The organism is Pseudomonas sp. 910_23, from assembly GCF_052850795.1.
This window is the reverse complement of record NZ_VXCZ01000023.1, coordinates 88,554-105,268: the sequence shown is the minus strand read 5'-3', so window position 1 is coordinate 105,268 and position 16,715 is coordinate 88,554. Positions and strand designations below refer to the sequence as shown.

Genomic DNA, 16,715 nt, shown 5'->3' with positions numbered 1-16,715 from the left:
ATTTTTGGTAGGCTTTTGCCATCAGTCGAGAGGAAATGGAATGCCCGCAGTCATCGTTGAAAACGACACATCGCAATGGCAAGACGAGACCGGTGCTGTCTATCACTTCCCCAAGCGGTACCAAGCCTGGCTTGCTGAGGGAACCGAAGTGATCTATTACAAAGGACGCATCCAGGACAAAACCTTTGCTTCTGCCCGCCTCAGCGCCGATCCGCATTATTTTGGTATGGCACGCATCGGCAAGGTCTACGCAGACCAGAGGAGTGATAAGGGTGACCTTTTTGCTTTGATCGAAAACTTCACTCCGTTTGAAGGCGCTATCCCCTCGAAAATTAACGGAGCGTACCTGGAGACGATCCCCGCTACTCGCGTGAACAACTATTGGCGTGACGGGGTTCGGTCCATTTCCCAACTGGATTACGGTGCAATCCTAAGTCATGCGAAGCTCCTGTCTCCCCAGGCTGACCAGGTCGCGCCAAATTCCGAAGGTGATCCATTAACCTTTGAATCGGCCAATGAAGGCAGCAAATCAAGTTACTTTGGAACCCGTTACGAACGCCGGAAAGATCTGAGGGTGAAGGCCATTGCTATCCACGGGCTTGACTGCAAGGCATGTGGCTTTGATTTCGAAAAGGCGTACGGCGAGCACGCGAAGGGGTTCATTCACGTTCACCATATAGTGCCGATTTCGGACTTTGGTGGTGAGAAAGCTGTGAATCCTGAGACTGACCTCGTTACGTTGTGCGCCAACTGTCACGCCGTGGTCCATCGCAAGAGGGATATGACGCTGAGCGTTGATGAGCTGAAAGGCATGTTGCGCGGGCGATGGGTAATCGAACCTTAGTTTTCTACTGTGTTCAGCCTACGATTTTTTGTAAGGCTGAACCCTGGGTAGTGACATCCTACCGGCGGACCCATTAGCCGTTACGGTACCCGGCAAGTTGGCTCTCAAGGTATTGCGCGGAGTATAGGTAGCCGCCTTTTATCCCACTGGAAATGGGTCTGGAGGAAGGAGGCGGATTTATTTCCTCCCTTATTTGCTGGACTTCAGTCACAAAAAAAAGACGTCCATAGACGTCTTTGCCGGGGTAAGTTGAAAGGGCTCTGTAGCCTGCTGTTTTTATTGGCTAATAATTGATCTGATAAATTCCTTGGAATACCAGCTGGAATGCTGCGTGGTTTGGTTTTCGATGGACGGTCATTTTTGAGTTACGCTCCGCCAGAGCTTCGGGGTTAAAGCTCCAAGCGAATGGGCGTGACGGCGTTAGCTGTATGGACCGGACATACTGAGACACACCGAGCTTGCACATATCTCAGCCCAGCATGCCCCTGATGCTCTGCTGCAACGAAGACTTGAGCGCTTCATCACTGGCTACCAGCCGGTAAAGCTCTAGGTCCTGGCGGCGGCGTATCAGCATTACTTCCTCAAAAATCTTCTCGAACGCCAGTGCACGATGGTCTTCGTCCTGGCTCTTTTGGTACTTTGGCTCAAAGTCCGGATGTTCCTGAATGCCCTTTAGAATACTCAGGAACTTCACGCGCTTTTCTTCCGTGGTCACGCCCCAGCCCTGGAACCAACGCTCATTAAAGCTCTGGATGATTTGGTCAAGCAGGTCTTTTTCCTGCTCAACACCATGTACCCCACGCGGATTTGGGTTGGCTGGGTCCAGCTCGGTTTCCGTGTCATCCAGCGCAATGCTGTGGTTCAACTTGACCCGTTCCAGCCCATAGGACGCGAGGTCAACCGAGTTAAGCAGAGCGTCGATTTCGTCGGCGTCTTTGTCCTGCACTTTGAGTTTCGGGATCAGGAACTTGAGGAACCAGAACAGCTTTTCCCAGGCCACAATCTCGTACGGCATGATCGAGGCCATCTGGCCGTAGATCTTCACGAACTGCTTGGCCTTGATCTTGAAATCGACCTTGGCCTCATCCTCTAGCTCTAGTTCCACGTCGAAACGCTCAGCGGCGATATCGATCAGCACAGCCAGCTTTTCAGCATCGACATTGTCGAAATACTGCGTGGCAAATGCCTCTACTTCCGGCCACTCGTAGACGCCGACCTCGTCCAGCTGGTCCTTGAGTTCGTGCAGCACATTGATATCCGTTGCTCCGGACAGGCTGGTAGCCGTGTAGAACGGGTCGAAGGAGGCTTTGATGTCCTCCACCTGGTTGAAGAAATCCAGAACGAACAGGTCTTCGGTCTTCTTGCCCCACTTCGGCGCGGCACGATTAAGGCGCGACAGGGCTTGCACAGCGAGTACGTACTGCAGCTTCTTGTCCACGTACATGGCACACAGCTTAGGCTGATCGAAGCCTGTCAGGTACTTGTTGGCCACCACCAGCAATCGGTATTCGTCGGTGTCGTATTTGTCTCGCGTATCCGCTTCGGCGAAGCCGTTGATGCCGGCTTCGGTGTACTCGATACCATCAACCAATTTTTCGCCGGAGAAGGCAATTAGCGCCTTGAACGGGTTGCCGCGCGCTGCCAGCAAGCGGCTGATGGCCTTGTGATAACGGATGGCGGCTTCGATGTTTTGGGTTATGACCATGCCCTTGGCCTGGCCCTTAAGCTTTTTCGGCGTGACCACCTGCTCAATAAAATGCTCCAGCATCACCTCAGCCTTAACGTCGATGGTCTGCTGGTCGCGTTCGACATAGGCGCGTAGCTTCTTCTGTGCTTTCAGCGTGTCAAACAGCGGATTGTCCTCGATGGACTTCTGAATTTCGTAGTAGCTGCGGTACGTGGTGTAGTTGGCCAGCACATCGAGGATAAAGCCCTCTTCAATGGCCTGCTTCATCGAGTACAGGTGGAAGGGCGCGAAGCGGCCATCGGCCTGCTGCTCGCCGAACTTCTCCAGCGTGCTGTTCTTCGGCGTGGCGGTGAAGGCAAAGTACGAGGCATTGCCGCGCATCTTGCTGTTCTTGATGGCGCTGAGGATCTTCTCCTGAGTGTCGTCTTGCTCGTCGCCGCCCATCACCTTGTTCATCGTGCCGTGGCTGCTACCGTCCTGCGAGCTGTGTGCCTCGTCGATGATCACGGCAAAGCGTTTGCCGGCCATGTCGTCGATGCCATCCACGATCACCGGGAATTTCTGGATGGTGGTAATGATGATTTTTTTTCCCTGCTCCAGCGCCCGCTGGAGGTCAGAGGACTTCAGCGCCGGAGCGATGATGTTTTTCACCTCGGAGAACTCGCGTAGGTTCTCGCGCAATTGCTTGTCCAGCAGGCGGCGGTCAGTCACCACAATCACCGAGTCGAACAGCGGCACATCTAGAGCGCGCGCGCCGACAACCTCCAGCGAAGCCGGATAGGTTTCTATCAACTGATAGGCCGCCCAGGTGATGGAGTTCGATTTGCCCGAGCCGGCTGAGTGCTGGATCAGGTAGCGCTGACCCACACCATGCTGGCTGGCATGCGTCACTAGGCGGCGCACCACATCCAGTTGGTGGTAGCGCGGGAAGAACAGCGTACGCTTGGCCAGTGGCATCTTGCTGTTGCCGTCCAGGCGCACAAAGTGCTGGATGATATTGGCCACACTTTCGCGGCTGAAAATCTCCTGCCACAGGTAGGCGCTTTTGTGCCCGGCGGGGTTGGTTGGGTTGCCAGCCCCGTGGTTATGGCCCTTGTTGAATGGCAGGAAGAAGGTCGCGATACCCGCCAACTTGGTGGTCATGTAGACCTCGTCGGTGTCTACCGTCATGTGCACTAGGCAGCGGCCGAATTGCAGCAGCGGCTGGCCCGTGTCGCGGTCCTGCTTGTACTGCTTTTGCCCGTGATAACGGGCGTTTTGGCCCGTCCAGGGGTTCTTCAGCTCCAGCGTGGCGAAGGGCAAGCCATTGATGAACAGTACCAGGTCGATCTCTTCCAGCGGATTACTCAGGGAGTAACGCACCTGGCGGGTGCTGCTAAAGATATTCGCCGTAAACTGCTGTTTGACCCGCTCCGAACTGCTGGCAAGCGGCGCGGAGTACATCAGGTTGAAGTGCATATCGTCGATGGCCAGGCCGCGCTTGAGCAGGTGCAGCGCACCGTATTTCTTCGCCAGCCGGTCGAAGCGTTCGAGGATGCGCAAATCCCAATCATCGTAGCGCTGCTTGAGGCGTTCCAAATCATCGCCCTGGCTGGCCTCAAGAAATTGCCACAAGCAACGGCTATCCACGGCATAGCGGGCATTGAAATCCTGAGCGCGGCCCAGTTGATACCCGTGGTTGAGGCCCGCCGGCACGAGCACCGCGCTGTCACGGACCACCGTCTGCTCTTCTAGGCAAGTGCCGGTCAGGTATTTCTCGATGCTAGCTTCCAGCGCCTGTTCGTTGGTCTTGCTTACCATGCCGGCTTCCTTGTGCCTGTCCCTTCTTGTCGCTGCCAGGCGAGCCCGGCGCGCAGTGTGAATGTTTAAAAATATCCAGCCAATTGAGGTTAGAAATTCGTCGTCATACAGCTGAATTTTCACTAACTCATTATTTTTACTAGCATCATAGCCATGAATAGGGCGGTTGATAATCTGCTGAATGTCTAACGGCTCGGTTTATTCGCCCAGATCTATCTGTTTAGTCAAATGAGTTCACAGCCTGTCACTGGGCACGATTCATCTGCGATAACCAGCTCGCTTTTACCGCTGCCCTCAAAAAACGCTGCAGGTGCTGTTGGGCATTCATCAAGCCAACTCCATATTCTGCATTGGCGATTCCACTATTTCCGGCACTTTAATCTTACCTGTGACAGCGCTATTGATTAGGGTGGCTTTGTATTCTTTGAGAGTCCCAATTTGCTGAATTTGAATCTCAATCGCCATCTTAAACTTGGCAGTCTCGCGCTCTAAGAAATCATAAATTTCTCTTTGTTCTTCAGCTGGAGGAAATAGTACTGGCATGTTTTTTAAGAGCTGTTGACTTAGGGATGCCCTTGTTACAATACTCATTTCTTTGACGAAGTAGGCGCGCAGCATTGGTGCGTTGAAATAATATTTAGAATAGCCTTCAAATAAAATGTTTATCTTGGGGCGAAATCTAATCAAAAAGCCCGCAAAGGTTGCGTTAGTTATTGTTTTAAAGCAAGTAGAAGCAAAGCCGATTTCTTCGGCGGTTTCAGATGTTCTTGTAAATAGTACATCACCACGCTCAATCGAGTATTGGCTTCTATCGGCAGCTGAAGCGTTCGCTAGGCCGGAGACAAATTCTGGCAGCTCTTCGTTGTTATATACATCGCCGTAGCTAACAAATGGGTGTCCATGACCGAAGAACTCCGCTCCGGCGCTTATCCCATTTTGGGTGGTTCCAAGATAACGAATTTTTTTAATCACCCAATGCGCCGGGACATCGCCAATCCAGTCGACGCCGGAATAGCGCATGGGGGCACGCGGATCAAGACCTTGGGTTACGGCTTGTTGGATCAGTAACTGTTTGCGCTCTTTAAGAAGTTCGATCTGGCGCTCTTTGATCTGGATTGCTTGGTCAATTTGCGCGCATTTAATACCAAGGAATCGAGAAATAGCAGATTGCTCTTTAAGCGGCGGACACAGAAGAAGACTACTGGAAATGTGCCCGAAACTTATGGTTTGCCTAACTCCAGATCCAAGCAGTTTCATATAAGCTACATCGTAACAGTGCAGCAAATACTTAAAGTACTTCCTGTCAATAAGCGCTGAGGCCTGCAGAATAATATAGCCAGCGCTCACTACTACATCAATTTCAGAAAGGGCTATCCTAAGGCTAGCCAAGTCATAATTAAGATTAAGGGGGTTTACTAGGAACTCTCCTGACAGGACCTCCTGATAAGACTTCTTTGTTAGTTCGGGAATCATCTCATCGTTTTTATGAACAACCTCGCCAAAGCTTATTGCACCACAAGGAAGCGCCATATTGCTTCTATGCTTTTTCTCACGAAATAGAGATTTCAACCTTACAACATGCCAATGACTGGGAACTTCACCGAGCCAACCTTCACCGGAATTTTTATAAGCTCCGTAGCGAATCGAAAATAATGGGCTCATCAGGTTAGCGCTCCTGCATAACAGCTACGTCTACAGCCAACACTGCTGCAATCAATCCCTCAGCCTGCTGCTCCAGCGTCACAATTTCCCGCGCCACCTCGTCCATGCTGCGCAGTGGCTGGTACTTGTAGAAATATTTGTTGAAGCTGATCTCGTAGCCGATCTTTACCGACTCCAGATTGATCCAGGCTTCCGCCACATGGGGCTGCACTTCAGCCTTGAAGAAGCGGTGGATGGCGTCGGCCAGTGGGATGCTTTCGCTGTCGCGCATATCGCTGTTAGATTCGTAGGTAATCCATTCGCCGGTCTTGTCGCTGGGGTAGTAACCGAAGTCGGGCAGCTCGGCCTCGTTGCAGCCCAGGCGCTGCAGCAGGGTGGCCAACTCGGCGCGGTCGAGCTTCTCCACCTTGCGGATGACCTTGGCGGCGTTTTCGTCGTACCAACTCACTGCATTGAGCATCTGATTGCGCTCGCTGGCACCGAGCTTGATGCCGGCCTCGTTGCTCAGTTGTTTAAGCGCTTTGTCCACCTGTTTGGCGAATAGGTTGAAGTCGTCATACTCCTCGCTACCAATGGCTTGCATCAGGTAGTTGGCTACTGTGACCAGCAGGGACTGCTTGGCCCAGTTTTCCAGGCTTAGCAGCTTTTTGCGCTGCTTGGCGTTGAGCTCCAGGCCTTGTTCTTCACACCAGGTGAGGATTGCTTTTTCATGTGTGACCAAGGTGGCGTCCTGGTACACCGACTCGCCCCACATTTGGTAAATCCATTGCATGGGTTCGCGCAGAGCCTTGTCGAAACGCAGGGTTTCGATGCGCTCCGCGCTGAACTGCGCCTTGCGCCGGTCTGGCCGCTCGATGTTTACCTTGTGATAGCCGAAGTCGCGGTTATCAAACACCTGTGCGGCAATGCCGTCGCCACCGGCCGGGCGGTCGATGCTGGCCAGGTCGAGGTAGGTTTGGGAGATCCGCTCGATATGCTCGGGAGCGAATTCACAGTTTTTGTTGCCGAGGTTTTTGCGCAGTTTGCGATACAGCTGGCTGGCGTCGATCAGTTGCACCTTGCCTCGGCGCTGCGCCGGCTTGTTGCTGGAGAGCAGCCAAATATAGGTGGTGATGCCGGTGTTGTAGAACAGGTTGTTGGGCAACTGAATGATGGCATCGAGCCGGTCGTTTTCGATCAGGTAGCGGCGGATATTGCTCTCGCCACCGCCGGCGTCGCCGGTAAACAGGCTGGAACCGTTATGCACCGAGGCGATGCGCGAGCCGAGGCCGCTTTCGCCGGGGGCCTTCATTTTGTTGACCATTTCCATCAAAAACAGCAACTGGCCGTCGCTGGAGCGTGGGGTGGCGTCCTGCATCTCGACGTTGCCCCAGTAGTCCGCGAGGCTGACCTTGAAGCGCGGGTCGATCACGTCGCCGCCGTCTTTGATGAACTTCTGCTCGCTGGCCCAGCTTTTACCGTACGGTGGGTTGGACAGCATGAAGTCGAAGCGGTTGCCGGCGAATTCGTCCACTGAGAGGGTGGAGCCGGGGCGGATGTGGGCAGGGTTGTTGCCCTTGATCATCATGTCCGACTTGCAAATGGCATAGGTCTCGTCGTTGATCTCTTTGCCGTAGAGGTGAATGTCACGCTGGATGGTCGAGTCAGGGTATTTTTCTTCGATAAAATTCTGCGACTCGGTAAGCATGCCGCCACTGCCGCAGGCCGGGTCGTAGATGGTCATCACGGTGGGCAGGCGGTCCTTGATCGGGTCGAAGACCAGATGGGTCATCAGCTCGATCACTTCGCGCGGGGTGAAGTGCTCGCCGGCTTCCTCGTTGTTCTCCTCGTTGAACTTGCGGATCAGCTCTTCAAACACATAGCCCATGCCCAGGTTACTCAGGGCTGGCAGGCGGTTGCCTTGTGGGTCTTCGCTGTCGTGCGGGGTGAGGTTGATGGTGGGCGAGGTGAATTTTTCCAGTACGTCAAGCAGCACGTCTTTGCTGGCCATATGACGCATCTGCGACTTGAGATTGAAGCGCCGGATGATGTCTTTGACGTTGTCGCTAAAGCCGTCGAGGTATTCCTCAACGTTGCTCAGGAGGATTTGCTGATTGTTGGTGGCGGTCTTCTGCAGTTGGCTTAGCGTCCACTTGCTGGTGTTGTAGAACACATAACCAGAAGCGGCACGCAGGGCGCTGTCGTCCAGTTCGGTCTGGCTCATTTCTTTTTGCTGAAAGGCCAGCTCTTCCATTACCTTGACCTTGCTCGCCTCCAGCAGGGCATCGAGCCGGCGCAGCACCACCATAGGCAGGATGACGTCACGGTATTTTCCGCGCACATACACGTCGCGCAGGCAGTCGTCGGCAATCGACCAGATAAATGAAACCAGTTTGTTGTGGACCGCGTGGTTCAACTGCAAATACTCCAAATCAAAGCGCTGAATAGCAGCGCTGGTAGGGCGGCTGTACCGCACCCCTGTGCAAGCTAAGGAGCGCATCTTAACCAATGCAGCCGCGCTTTTGGCAGCGGAGATGCAAGCGGACTGGGCCCAGTCCGACAGGCTACAGTGACGACGTGACCAGATATTGGAGAGCGTACAGAGCGATATCGCGATCAACTACCCTGCACTTTCGTGCAGCTGCTGAGTGTAAGCGTCCGCTCAACTCGCCTTGCGTAAGTCAGACCGGCACCCATAGATGCGGTAGCAATTGCCCGATCACACTCCCCCGCTGCGTTGGCAGCCGTGTTAGCACATCCTTCAGATAGTTATACGGATCGCGCGCATTCATGTGCGCCGACTGGATCAATTTGGCCGTTTTCTTGCGTTGACTAACGGTGAAATATCCATGACTTCTCTAATCGACGAGCGAGCAGCTGCACTGTCAGCAAGTAGTAGTACCGCGTCGCCTCGCTGTGCTGGACAAGGCGATGCTTTAAAAACCAGGCCACATGCTTTCTCTGCCAAGCCCATGGCGTCTCTCGCTGCCAGCGCTCCGCGATCTCAGCCTGAATGATTTTCGCCTGCCGCAAATGGCGCTGTCGCGTCGCATGCGATCCTGTAAGCACGCCAGCCAAGAACAGCTCCATGTCGAATGGCTTACTCATGTCCGCCCTCCAATGTAGGCAGCGACCACATCGATCCGACCGTGCCCCAGCTCATAGCTGATTTGCCTGCGAGCCTCACGATCAAGGTTCCTATCTACTTGGCAACATTGGCCGCCATTGATAGGCGCGCGGTGTTGGGTGATTTGCTCATATCGCTCACATGCGTACGCCGCTCGTAGTTCATGGAAGCCTTTGAGGTTGTGGCCATGGAGGATGTCGCGCGCTGGGCGGATAATGTCCTGCAGAACATGCAGGTAGCTTTCGTGTGGTGCAATCAGGTTGCGGCTACCCTCTGGCGACACCTTCTCTGCATATCCAAGCGCTACTCGAATCACGTCGTTCACCGTAATCCAACGGGGTGCCGAGGCACCGCTGCGACCACCCTTGGTGCCGTCCTGGATGTTGATCTTGCCGATGTCTCTAGCCTCAAGATTTAGTCTTTGCAGGTCAGCCAAGATGGCCTCACGCACGCGCATGCCGGTGGCTCGCGCCAACAGAACGATCGCGGCGGCCCGCAGCTGATGTTGGCTGCAAAGCACATCGACGATCTGCTTCACCTGCTCGCGATCTTGGCCTTGCGGCACTGACTGTCGAACCCCGCTGCGCTGCATACCCAACGCCTTGCTAGGACTTGGCAACTTCACGTACTGATCACCGCGAAGCGCCGCCATGGTCCTGTTAACGCTGGATAGCCGGTTTTGTGCGGTACTGACGGCGAGGTCACCGCGCCCAACCGCATCGCGCAGGTAGGCCGCATAGTCGGCCAACACCTTCCGATCAATCTGTCGCGCATCATTGATACCGGGGCCTTGTTCGGAATGGCACCATCTCACGAATGCCAACCACCGATCACAGTGCGCCTTGACCGTGCCGTAATGACCGCCGCCGAACATTTCTTTTAGCGCTAAAGGCCCTGCGTAGCTCAATTGCCTGCCGTAGCCGAAATTGCGGCCATCGCGTCTACCAACCAATGCCATCTCAATCACCTCATCTCCCGTTCTCCGATCCTCGCCCCACGTCATCCCGCCAAGAATGCTGAGTGTTATCAGGGATCAAGGCCCCTGCGACCTGTGGGGATGTCCTCTAACGCGGGACTGGCGGCTCCTTACGACCAAGAGCAAGGGCATCTCATGATCTGGCCTCCTGAGCACCGTTACCGGTGGGCGGATGGAGGCTGCATTGGCTGACGAGACCAGTGCCGCGAGATCCTGAGCCAGGTTCAAGCAGCAATGCGATGACCGGGGCATGCCTGACTGTCAGTCAGGTGCAGTCCATTCCCTGGTCTGCGGCACCATCATCTGCAGCGCTGTTGCTGGTGACATCGGCGTTTGTCACGCCGATTGTCACGAGGGGAGTTGCCGCTAAGCCAAGTGCGATGAGGGCTGCAGCAGTGTTAGAAGCGCCCGTCTCTTTCCAGTAGAAAGAGACGGGCGCAGGTTGGCGCAAGATTTGGCCAAGCGGATAGGTTGCTGCAGGGCAGCGAAGTAGGAAGTGTTGTCTGGCGCACGAGGGCCATGATCTGAAGTAGGCATCCATCACCGGGGAGGTGACCGGGCGAGCTGCCGGACGCGAATCGCCATTTGGGGGGAGAACCACCGCGAGAGCGGCGTGACCTTCAAGGTTCGGGCCACCTGGGTTGCTGTCATCGACAGCGTTTGCACGGCCAGTTCTACGCCTGTGGATAAACCCGGTCAAGGTTTGAAATTCAGCGCTATTGTGGGCTTGAAGAACGGTTATCCACCGGTGGAATTCCGTGGTAAATCCTGGACGACGTGGTCGCTTTTAGTTCTTCAAAGTAAGGTCCATCCAAACAGGGCGGCTTTGCAGCCCTGTTTGGATGGACCCGCGCTTAGAAGCGGATAAGCGAGGCTGCTTGCCCCGAATCTTGAACGTTCAGTTGTTGTTGCTGCAGTTCTTGCGCCTGCAAAGCGCTAGCGAATCGGCACCACGTTCTTGTCTCTGACTTGGCCGTACGCTGAGGCGAGCAGGCTGCCGGTGGCGGCTTTCTGGATGTACTCACTCCACCAGGCCATCATCGGGCGCCGGCGCTCGATGTAGTCGGCTCGGTTGTAGGCGCTACGTACCTCATCCTTATCGACGTGCGCCAGTGCGACCTCAATGAGTTCCGGGTCCCACCCATGTTCATTCAAGATGGTGCTGGCCATCGAGCGCATGCCGTGGCTGACCAACCGATCCTGGAACCCCATGCGTTTCAACGCCATGTTGGCGGTCTGGCTATTGGCGTGGGTGCGCGGATTTCTGTCTGCCGGGAAGACGTATTCGCGATGGCCGCTGTGAGTCTTCAGTGACTCCAGCAGTGCGACAGCGTGATCACTCAACGGAATGCTGTGTGGGCGGCGCTTCTTCATCCGCTCCGTTGGGATAGTCCAGACACGCCTTTCAAAGTCGATGTCTGCCCAGCGAGTGGTCGCCGCTTCTGCCGGGCGAGTCATGGTATGCAACTGCCATTCGATCAGGCAGCGGGTGGTGCGTTTGATACTGGCGTTCGCGATCTCCAGCATAAGCTCGGGGAGTTCTTCGGGCGGAAGCGCAGCCATGTTCTCTTTCTTGGGCTTCTTGAATACTGCCTTGATGCCGGTGAGCGGGTTGGCAAAGATCAGGCCGGAGTTTACGCCGTAGGTCATGATCTCGTTTAGCCGCTGGCTAAGACGTTTGACCGTCTCCAGGCTGCCTTTCGCTTCGATTGGGCGAAGCAATCCGATCACCATCGGCGCAGTGATTTTCGCGAGTGGGGTCGTCTTCAAATCTGGGAACACGTGCAGCGTGAGCGACCGCCAGATGTCCTCGGCGTAGGCCGGAGTGACCGAGTCTTTCTTGAGCTCGAACCAGGCGGTGGCCACATTCTCAAAGGTGTGTTCCGTTTCTGCGCGCTTAGCTTCATTCAACGTATTGCGTTGCACCTTCGGATCGATGCCCTGGGCGAGCAGCTCGCGCGCATCGACTGCCATCTTTCGTGCATTCGCCAGTGACAGTTCGGGGTAGGTCCCGAAGCCGATGTTGATGCGCTTCTTGGTCACCGGTTCGCGGTAGTTGAAATTCCACAGCAACGAGCCGTTGCTGCGTACTCGGAGCTGCAAACCGTCACCGTCCGTGAGGACGTAATCCTTGGACGCGGGTTTGACTCCTTTGAGCTGTCGATCGGAGAGGCGGAGGTTTTGAGCAGGCATGAGATTGTCCTCAGGCTCTGATTTGGTATTCCAAAGATTAGCACCGGATGGCCTGGAATACCGTTTGGAATACCCGAATGGCTGGAACTCAAAAAATCTCAGAAGACCGCAAAAGCGCTGGAAACCGCGTGTTTAATGGATTTCAGGCACAAAAAAAGACGTCCGTGGACGTCTTTAGTTGATCAAATGGTGGAGCCGGGGGGATTTGAACCCCCGTCCGCTGTCCGTATTGTAAGGCTTACAGCGATGAGGTCGCCATAATGCTGTCATTCAATGGCAGTCACTAGATCCACAAGGTTCGGAACCTGCTTGTCGAGTTGGCTTTGATTTACCGTGACATTCTTGCCTAAAACATTGGCCTGACCTGCGCGTAATGTTGAGATAGGAGTTCCTATCGCGCCCGATACCACGGAAGCTGAATTAGCGTCATTGACCTCGTACTGAAACATCGCTTTGAAAAGCTTTTTATTGTTCGGAATTGCTGTTCCATTTGGATGAATGCAGAAAAGATTTGGGTTAGCTCTCCAGACGTCGTAAATTTCATCCCCAATTTCATTGACCACGGTCTTGAAGGCAGCGGCTGATGACTGGTTCATCTGAGTAAGTCTGTTTCCGATATACATATATATATCAGGGAAGCTCATCCTGTATCTACCGGTGTTGAGGAAGAACTCGGATTGTTGCTGTCCAGGTTGGCGAGCTATACCATAGACGAGAGAGAGAACTGCACGAACAGCCCTTTTGCTTGAGCCGTCAGCTGAAAACGGAATTAAAAGTCTATCGGCTGCTGACATCGCGAGTTCTGTATAAACCGAAAAGCTTGGATTGCAATCAATGAATACGGTGTAATCAATCTGATTCCAGCTATTAGCGATATCGTTGATTAGGTCGCTTAGCCAAGTATGGACAATTCTCCAAGCATCCTGTGGCCCCGGGAATGTGGCAGACATAACTCTCGAAGCTTGAATTTCTAGTTGTTCGTCACCAACAACTAGATAAAGATTGTTCGGGACTTCATTATTTATGGTGCACGCTTGTGTTACGAAATTTGCGCCCGTATTCGGATTGACATAAGGGCTTAAAATTCGATCCTCGATGTAACCTGAGATCGTTCTGCGTGGGGCGGTCGAGTGAATTGCATTGAGCGCATTCTCCCCATCCTCAATCCCGCCAAGGATCATCGAAGATGAGTTCGCTTGCGGGCATACGTCGATGACAAGCACGCGTTTATCGGGATTCTGAATCGCGTACTCGGAGGCGATTTGGAACGTGAGATAGCTCTTCCCCACTCCTCCTTTGTTGTTCCAAAGTGCGTAAATTGCCATTGCTGCCTCCTACCTTGTCTGATGCGGTGCATGCTAAACCATGCGCGGCTATTACTGGTAAATGATTGGAAAATTTGTTATCCCGGGGTCAAAGGGTCTTGGTCAGCGACCGGGGCTTTGAAATCGTGGGGTGTAACGAACCAGAGCTGTTCAGCCTTGCACCCAGCTTGGCTATCGGCCGCAGGCATCCATCGTCCGTAGACTCGCGCGATCATGGTCCAGTCTGTGTGGCCCATCTGCTTGGCCACCCACATTGGATGCTCGCCGGCTGACAGCATCATGGAGGCATAGGTATGCCGCGTTTGGTATGGCCGCCGATACCGAACACCTGCCTTCTTCATCGCCGGCACCCACATGGTTTTTCGGATCGGCCCGTCACCGGCCCAGCGGTCAAGAGTGCGCGGATTTTGGATAACCTCGGCGTCCGCCAAGAATGTGTGTGCCTTTTGCGCCGTCAATGCCTCCAACGCCGGTTTTAGGAGTTTTACGCTTCGGCGTCCGGCGGCAGTCTTAGTGGTTTCAGCCTTCCCTTTGCCTGCTTGAGTTATGGCTCTGCTCACCATCACCTCCTCACGCAGCCAGTCGATATCGCCCCAGTCCAACGCCACCAGTTCACTTGTGCGAAGGCCTGTCCATAGCGCGAACTGCATCATGTTTCGTGCCTGGCCGGAGAGCGCACCCAGCACGGCCTGTTGCTCTTCCGGACTGAAGGGGTCGACGTCATCCTCTTTTGATGGTGCCGCTTTGCGGGAGTAAGTCCAGCCCGCGAGCGGGTTCAGCTCAATCAGCTCTTCCTCGGCGGCATCATTGAGCGCAGATCGCAGACAACTTTGGATATTGCTGAGCGTCTTGTTGCTTACGTCAAGGGTGTCTAACCAGTCGCGCACGATCTTGCGCTTTAAGTCGACCACTAGAACGGTACCTAGTGCTGGCAACAGACGCAGTTCGACAATCTTCCGATAACCATCGTAGGTGCTGCTGGAAACGTGCTTCTTCTTTCCGGTGAGCCAGCGAGTGAGGAAACCAGTCACGTTTTCCCGGCAGACCTCTGGAGCGAACCGCGCCGCACGCGGGGAGTTCGGGAAAGTAGCTAAGTAATCAAAGACGCCTGTAGCAATGTCGTGCTCAATAACATTTTTGTACCGCTCTGCGAGCTTTAAATTAGTGGCGGTAGGCTTGAGCGAGAAGCGCTCCCGGCACCTAACCCCGCGGTACATGAACGTGATTTCGATACTCGAGTCCGAGACCGCCCGAACTCCCCGCCCATCTCTACCCATGTCTCATATCCTTCCACATCAATTAAAACCCGGCCATCTGGGGCCTTGATCCATATTTCTCCGAGTAGCCAAATCCCGTCGCGAAGCTTCGAGCGGATAGCGTCTTCGGAGTAGCCAGACTCGCTGGCGAATTTCCTGACGGTCACGTAGCGCATATGTCGTTAGTCCTGACTCGTCAGGGTTTGCGACTGCGCGCAGGATGACGTATCTGTTAGTTGACTCCGGCTTGTTGGAAAAGCGTTGTCTTCCGACTTGCCGTTGACTTCGAGCATGTAAACGCAGCGGTTAACCTTGTATTGATTCATTTTCCGAGTTCCTTTGAGCTACCCGGATAGGCTACGGGCGGCTGCCCGGCGTGTGTTTCGCTTTCAGGCAACAAAAGCGACGGAATTTGAAATCAGGATTTCCCAGCCAGGGAAAGTGGGTGAGCCTGTGCGGAGTGACGTGACGCGAGTCAGGTTGCAGGTTGTCCTGTAAAACCCTCAGGTCTGCTGCAGCCTTTTCTGCTCGTATGCAATGCGGTTCATTACGCAAACTGGAATTGCGAACCCTTGGATATTTGTTTTGAGGGTTTCGCAACCGTCTTCGACGATTCCGCAGGGCACACCCCGACGGAAACGCATTCCCCTCCCGATGTAATTCCGCAGGATGATTTCCCAGGATTCGTCGTCGTAATAGAAGCCCGAGATCTCGACCCAGTTCGCCGTAACGCCGCTTCCAACAATGCCTGCAGCTGTCAGACAGAAAATTTCTACTTGGTTTTCCTGTGTCACAGGTACGGCGTAAATGCGGCCGTTCGGTGCTACTGGAGGGAAAGTCTGTCCATTGCCTAAGTGGCGAAATTCCATGGTGATGCTCCGCATGCATGAGGTTGCATGACACGCTATGCCAAGGTCTGGAAATCCCAAGCCTGCGGAGCTCATAGGCTTATGCCATTGGGTTTCCTGGAAGCCTTCGTAAGCTGTGGCAATCAAAACAGGGAGTGACGCCATGGGTAACAAATCAACAACGATCCGAATCGGCGTGCTGGCCGCGACAGTAGCTCTTCTGGTTGGGTGCTCTGGCACCCAGGGGGCTAAGACTGTGCAGCTTCCTGAGCCGAAGGATGTACCGAGGGAAAAATGGTCGGATGCTATGCATGTTCTGAACGCCATGGGGATTTCCGGGCAGCGTGACGTTCCAATCGAGCTTGTAGGGGCAGTTGATGGGGTGAGCCCAGCCGGCGGCTCTGGAACAGTACTCGGGGATGCTGGATTAAGTGCGGTTAGCTTCGCGTCGCCACCTACAGGGCTGAGTGGTGGCGCAGCAGCGGGAATTGGCTTGGGTCTAATGCTATTGGGCGGATCAAGCGATCCGGCGCGCGCAACTCAGATTGTTGCGTGGGTGCCTTACGATCAGGTCAGTTCCCCAGAAGAGGCATCTGCTCTGGCCCTACAGAAGGTTGAGGAGGCTCGCAGAAAGAGTTTTTCAGGTGCGCTGTCAAAGTTGGGCATGCAGACAGGTCGATACCCTGATGGCCATTCGCGCGCTTATGCGTCTCCAGCAGATATTTATGCGGAGCGCCCGATCCCGTTCGGCGATGCGGCCGCTGTATCACCAAGTTTTTTGCAGTCGCCGGTTAGCTACGGGCCGATCTTTATCCGGCACAACCAGTTCACGCTAGATGCCTACAAGAACGACATGACAACGTCGGAAGCCATGCTGCTTGCATCGCAACATCTGCCTGAGTGGATCTACATCTACCACCCTGGCCAGCGGCTGAGGAAAAACTCGATCCCTGCGGCAATCTTCAATCAGGGCAGAGCGTTCTACTTCGTAGGGAAATAATTCTGCTGGGCTGTATCG

At 54.4% G+C, this 16,715-nt stretch carries 11 protein-coding genes and 1 pseudogene; 2 read left to right on the top strand and 10 right to left on the bottom strand.

All coding sequences use genetic code 11. From position 1 onward, the window contains the following. Positions 1 to 40 precede the first annotated feature (40 nt). On the top strand, positions 41 to 844 hold the full coding sequence (locus tag FW800_RS24020) for an HNH endonuclease (RefSeq protein WP_446438598.1): 804 nt from the start codon (positions 41 to 43) through the stop codon (positions 842 to 844). Between the two features lie 469 nt (positions 845 to 1,313). On the opposite strand, the gene FW800_RS24015 is transcribed toward FW800_RS24020, so the two are convergent. The 10 genes and pseudogenes from FW800_RS24015 to FW800_RS23970 form a co-directional block, all read right to left on the bottom strand. Beyond that, entirely contained in the window at positions 1,314 to 4,331 is a 3,018-nt protein-coding gene (locus FW800_RS24015) for a type I restriction endonuclease subunit R (RefSeq protein ID WP_446438597.1), read from the bottom strand. 327 nt (positions 4,332 to 4,658) lie between these two features. Further along, positions 4,659 to 5,993, bottom strand: coding sequence for a restriction endonuclease subunit S (locus FW800_RS24010; protein ID WP_446438596.1), 1,335 nt, complete (start codon positions 5,991 to 5,993; stop codon positions 4,659 to 4,661). Between the two features lie 4 nt (positions 5,994 to 5,997). Then, a complete protein-coding gene (locus FW800_RS24005) occupies positions 5,998 to 8,388 on the bottom strand; it encodes a type I restriction-modification system subunit M (protein ID WP_446438595.1) in 2,391 nt (796 codons plus the stop codon). A 265-nt stretch (positions 8,389 to 8,653) separates the two neighbouring features. After that, positions 8,654 to 8,785, bottom strand: a pseudogene (locus tag FW800_RS24000) (transposase domain-containing protein); the annotation flags it as partial. Between the two features lie 19 nt (positions 8,786 to 8,804). Then, positions 8,805 to 9,080 carry a hypothetical protein gene (locus FW800_RS23995; protein WP_440973976.1) on the bottom strand — a complete coding sequence of 92 codons (276 nt, stop codon included), beginning with the start codon at positions 9,078 to 9,080 and terminating at the stop codon, positions 8,805 to 8,807. Then, a complete protein-coding gene (locus FW800_RS23990; protein ID WP_446438594.1) occupies positions 9,077 to 10,057 on the bottom strand; it encodes an integrase domain-containing protein in 981 nt (326 codons plus the stop codon). The genes FW800_RS23995 and FW800_RS23990 overlap by 4 nt, the downstream gene beginning before the upstream one ends. A 954-nt stretch (positions 10,058 to 11,011) precedes the next feature. After that, on the bottom strand, positions 11,012 to 12,268 hold the full coding sequence (locus FW800_RS23985) for an integrase domain-containing protein (RefSeq protein ID WP_446438593.1): 1,257 nt from the start codon (positions 12,266 to 12,268) through the stop codon (positions 11,012 to 11,014). A 266-nt stretch (positions 12,269 to 12,534) separates the two neighbouring features. After that, positions 12,535 to 13,593 (bottom strand): ParA family protein, encoded by a 1,059-nt coding sequence (locus FW800_RS23980; protein WP_446438592.1) that lies wholly within the window; start codon positions 13,591 to 13,593, stop codon positions 12,535 to 12,537. Between the two features lie 77 nt (positions 13,594 to 13,670). Further along, positions 13,671 to 14,870: an Arm DNA-binding domain-containing protein gene (locus tag FW800_RS23975; protein ID WP_446438591.1), complete on the bottom strand. Its 1,200-nt coding sequence runs from the start codon at positions 14,868 to 14,870 to the stop codon at positions 13,671 to 13,673. A gap of 482 nt (positions 14,871 to 15,352) precedes the next feature. Further along, positions 15,353 to 15,718 (bottom strand): hypothetical protein, encoded by a 366-nt coding sequence (locus tag FW800_RS23970; RefSeq protein WP_446438590.1) that lies wholly within the window; start codon positions 15,716 to 15,718, stop codon positions 15,353 to 15,355. A 142-nt stretch (positions 15,719 to 15,860) separates the two neighbouring features. Between FW800_RS23970 and FW800_RS23965 the strand changes: the two genes are divergently transcribed. After that, complete coding sequence (locus tag FW800_RS23965; RefSeq protein ID WP_446438589.1) at positions 15,861 to 16,697, top strand: hypothetical protein; 837 nt, start codon at positions 15,861 to 15,863, stop codon at positions 16,695 to 16,697. Positions 16,698 to 16,715 lie beyond the last annotated feature (18 nt).

What these genes read in the sequence shown, in the direction of transcription:
- FW800_RS23995 (WP_440973976.1), bottom strand. Translation starts at nt 9,080, where the DNA reads ATGAGTAAGCCATTCGACATGGAGCTGTTCTTGGCTGGCGTGCTTACA.
- FW800_RS23970 (WP_446438590.1), bottom strand. Translation starts at nt 15,718, where the DNA reads ATGGAATTTCGCCACTTAGGCAATGGACAGACTTTCCCTCCAGTAGCA.
- FW800_RS23985 (WP_446438593.1), bottom strand. Translation starts at nt 12,268, where the DNA reads ATGCCTGCTCAAAACCTCCGCCTCTCCGATCGACAGCTCAAAGGAGTC.
- FW800_RS24010 (WP_446438596.1), bottom strand. Translation starts at nt 5,993, where the DNA reads ATGAGCCCATTATTTTCGATTCGCTACGGAGCTTATAAAAATTCCGGT.
- FW800_RS24015 (WP_446438597.1), bottom strand. Translation starts at nt 4,331, where the DNA reads ATGGTAAGCAAGACCAACGAACAGGCGCTGGAAGCTAGCATCGAGAAA.
- FW800_RS23975 (WP_446438591.1), bottom strand. Translation starts at nt 14,870, where the DNA reads ATGGGTAGAGATGGGCGGGGAGTTCGGGCGGTCTCGGACTCGAGTATC.
- FW800_RS23990 (WP_446438594.1), bottom strand. Translation starts at nt 10,057, where the DNA reads ATGGCATTGGTTGGTAGACGCGATGGCCGCAATTTCGGCTACGGCAGG.
- FW800_RS24020 (WP_446438598.1), top strand. Translation starts at nt 41, where the DNA reads ATGCCCGCAGTCATCGTTGAAAACGACACATCGCAATGGCAAGACGAG.
- FW800_RS23965 (WP_446438589.1), top strand. Translation starts at nt 15,861, where the DNA reads ATGGGTAACAAATCAACAACGATCCGAATCGGCGTGCTGGCCGCGACA.
- FW800_RS23980 (WP_446438592.1), bottom strand. Translation starts at nt 13,593, where the DNA reads ATGGCAATTTACGCACTTTGGAACAACAAAGGAGGAGTGGGGAAGAGC.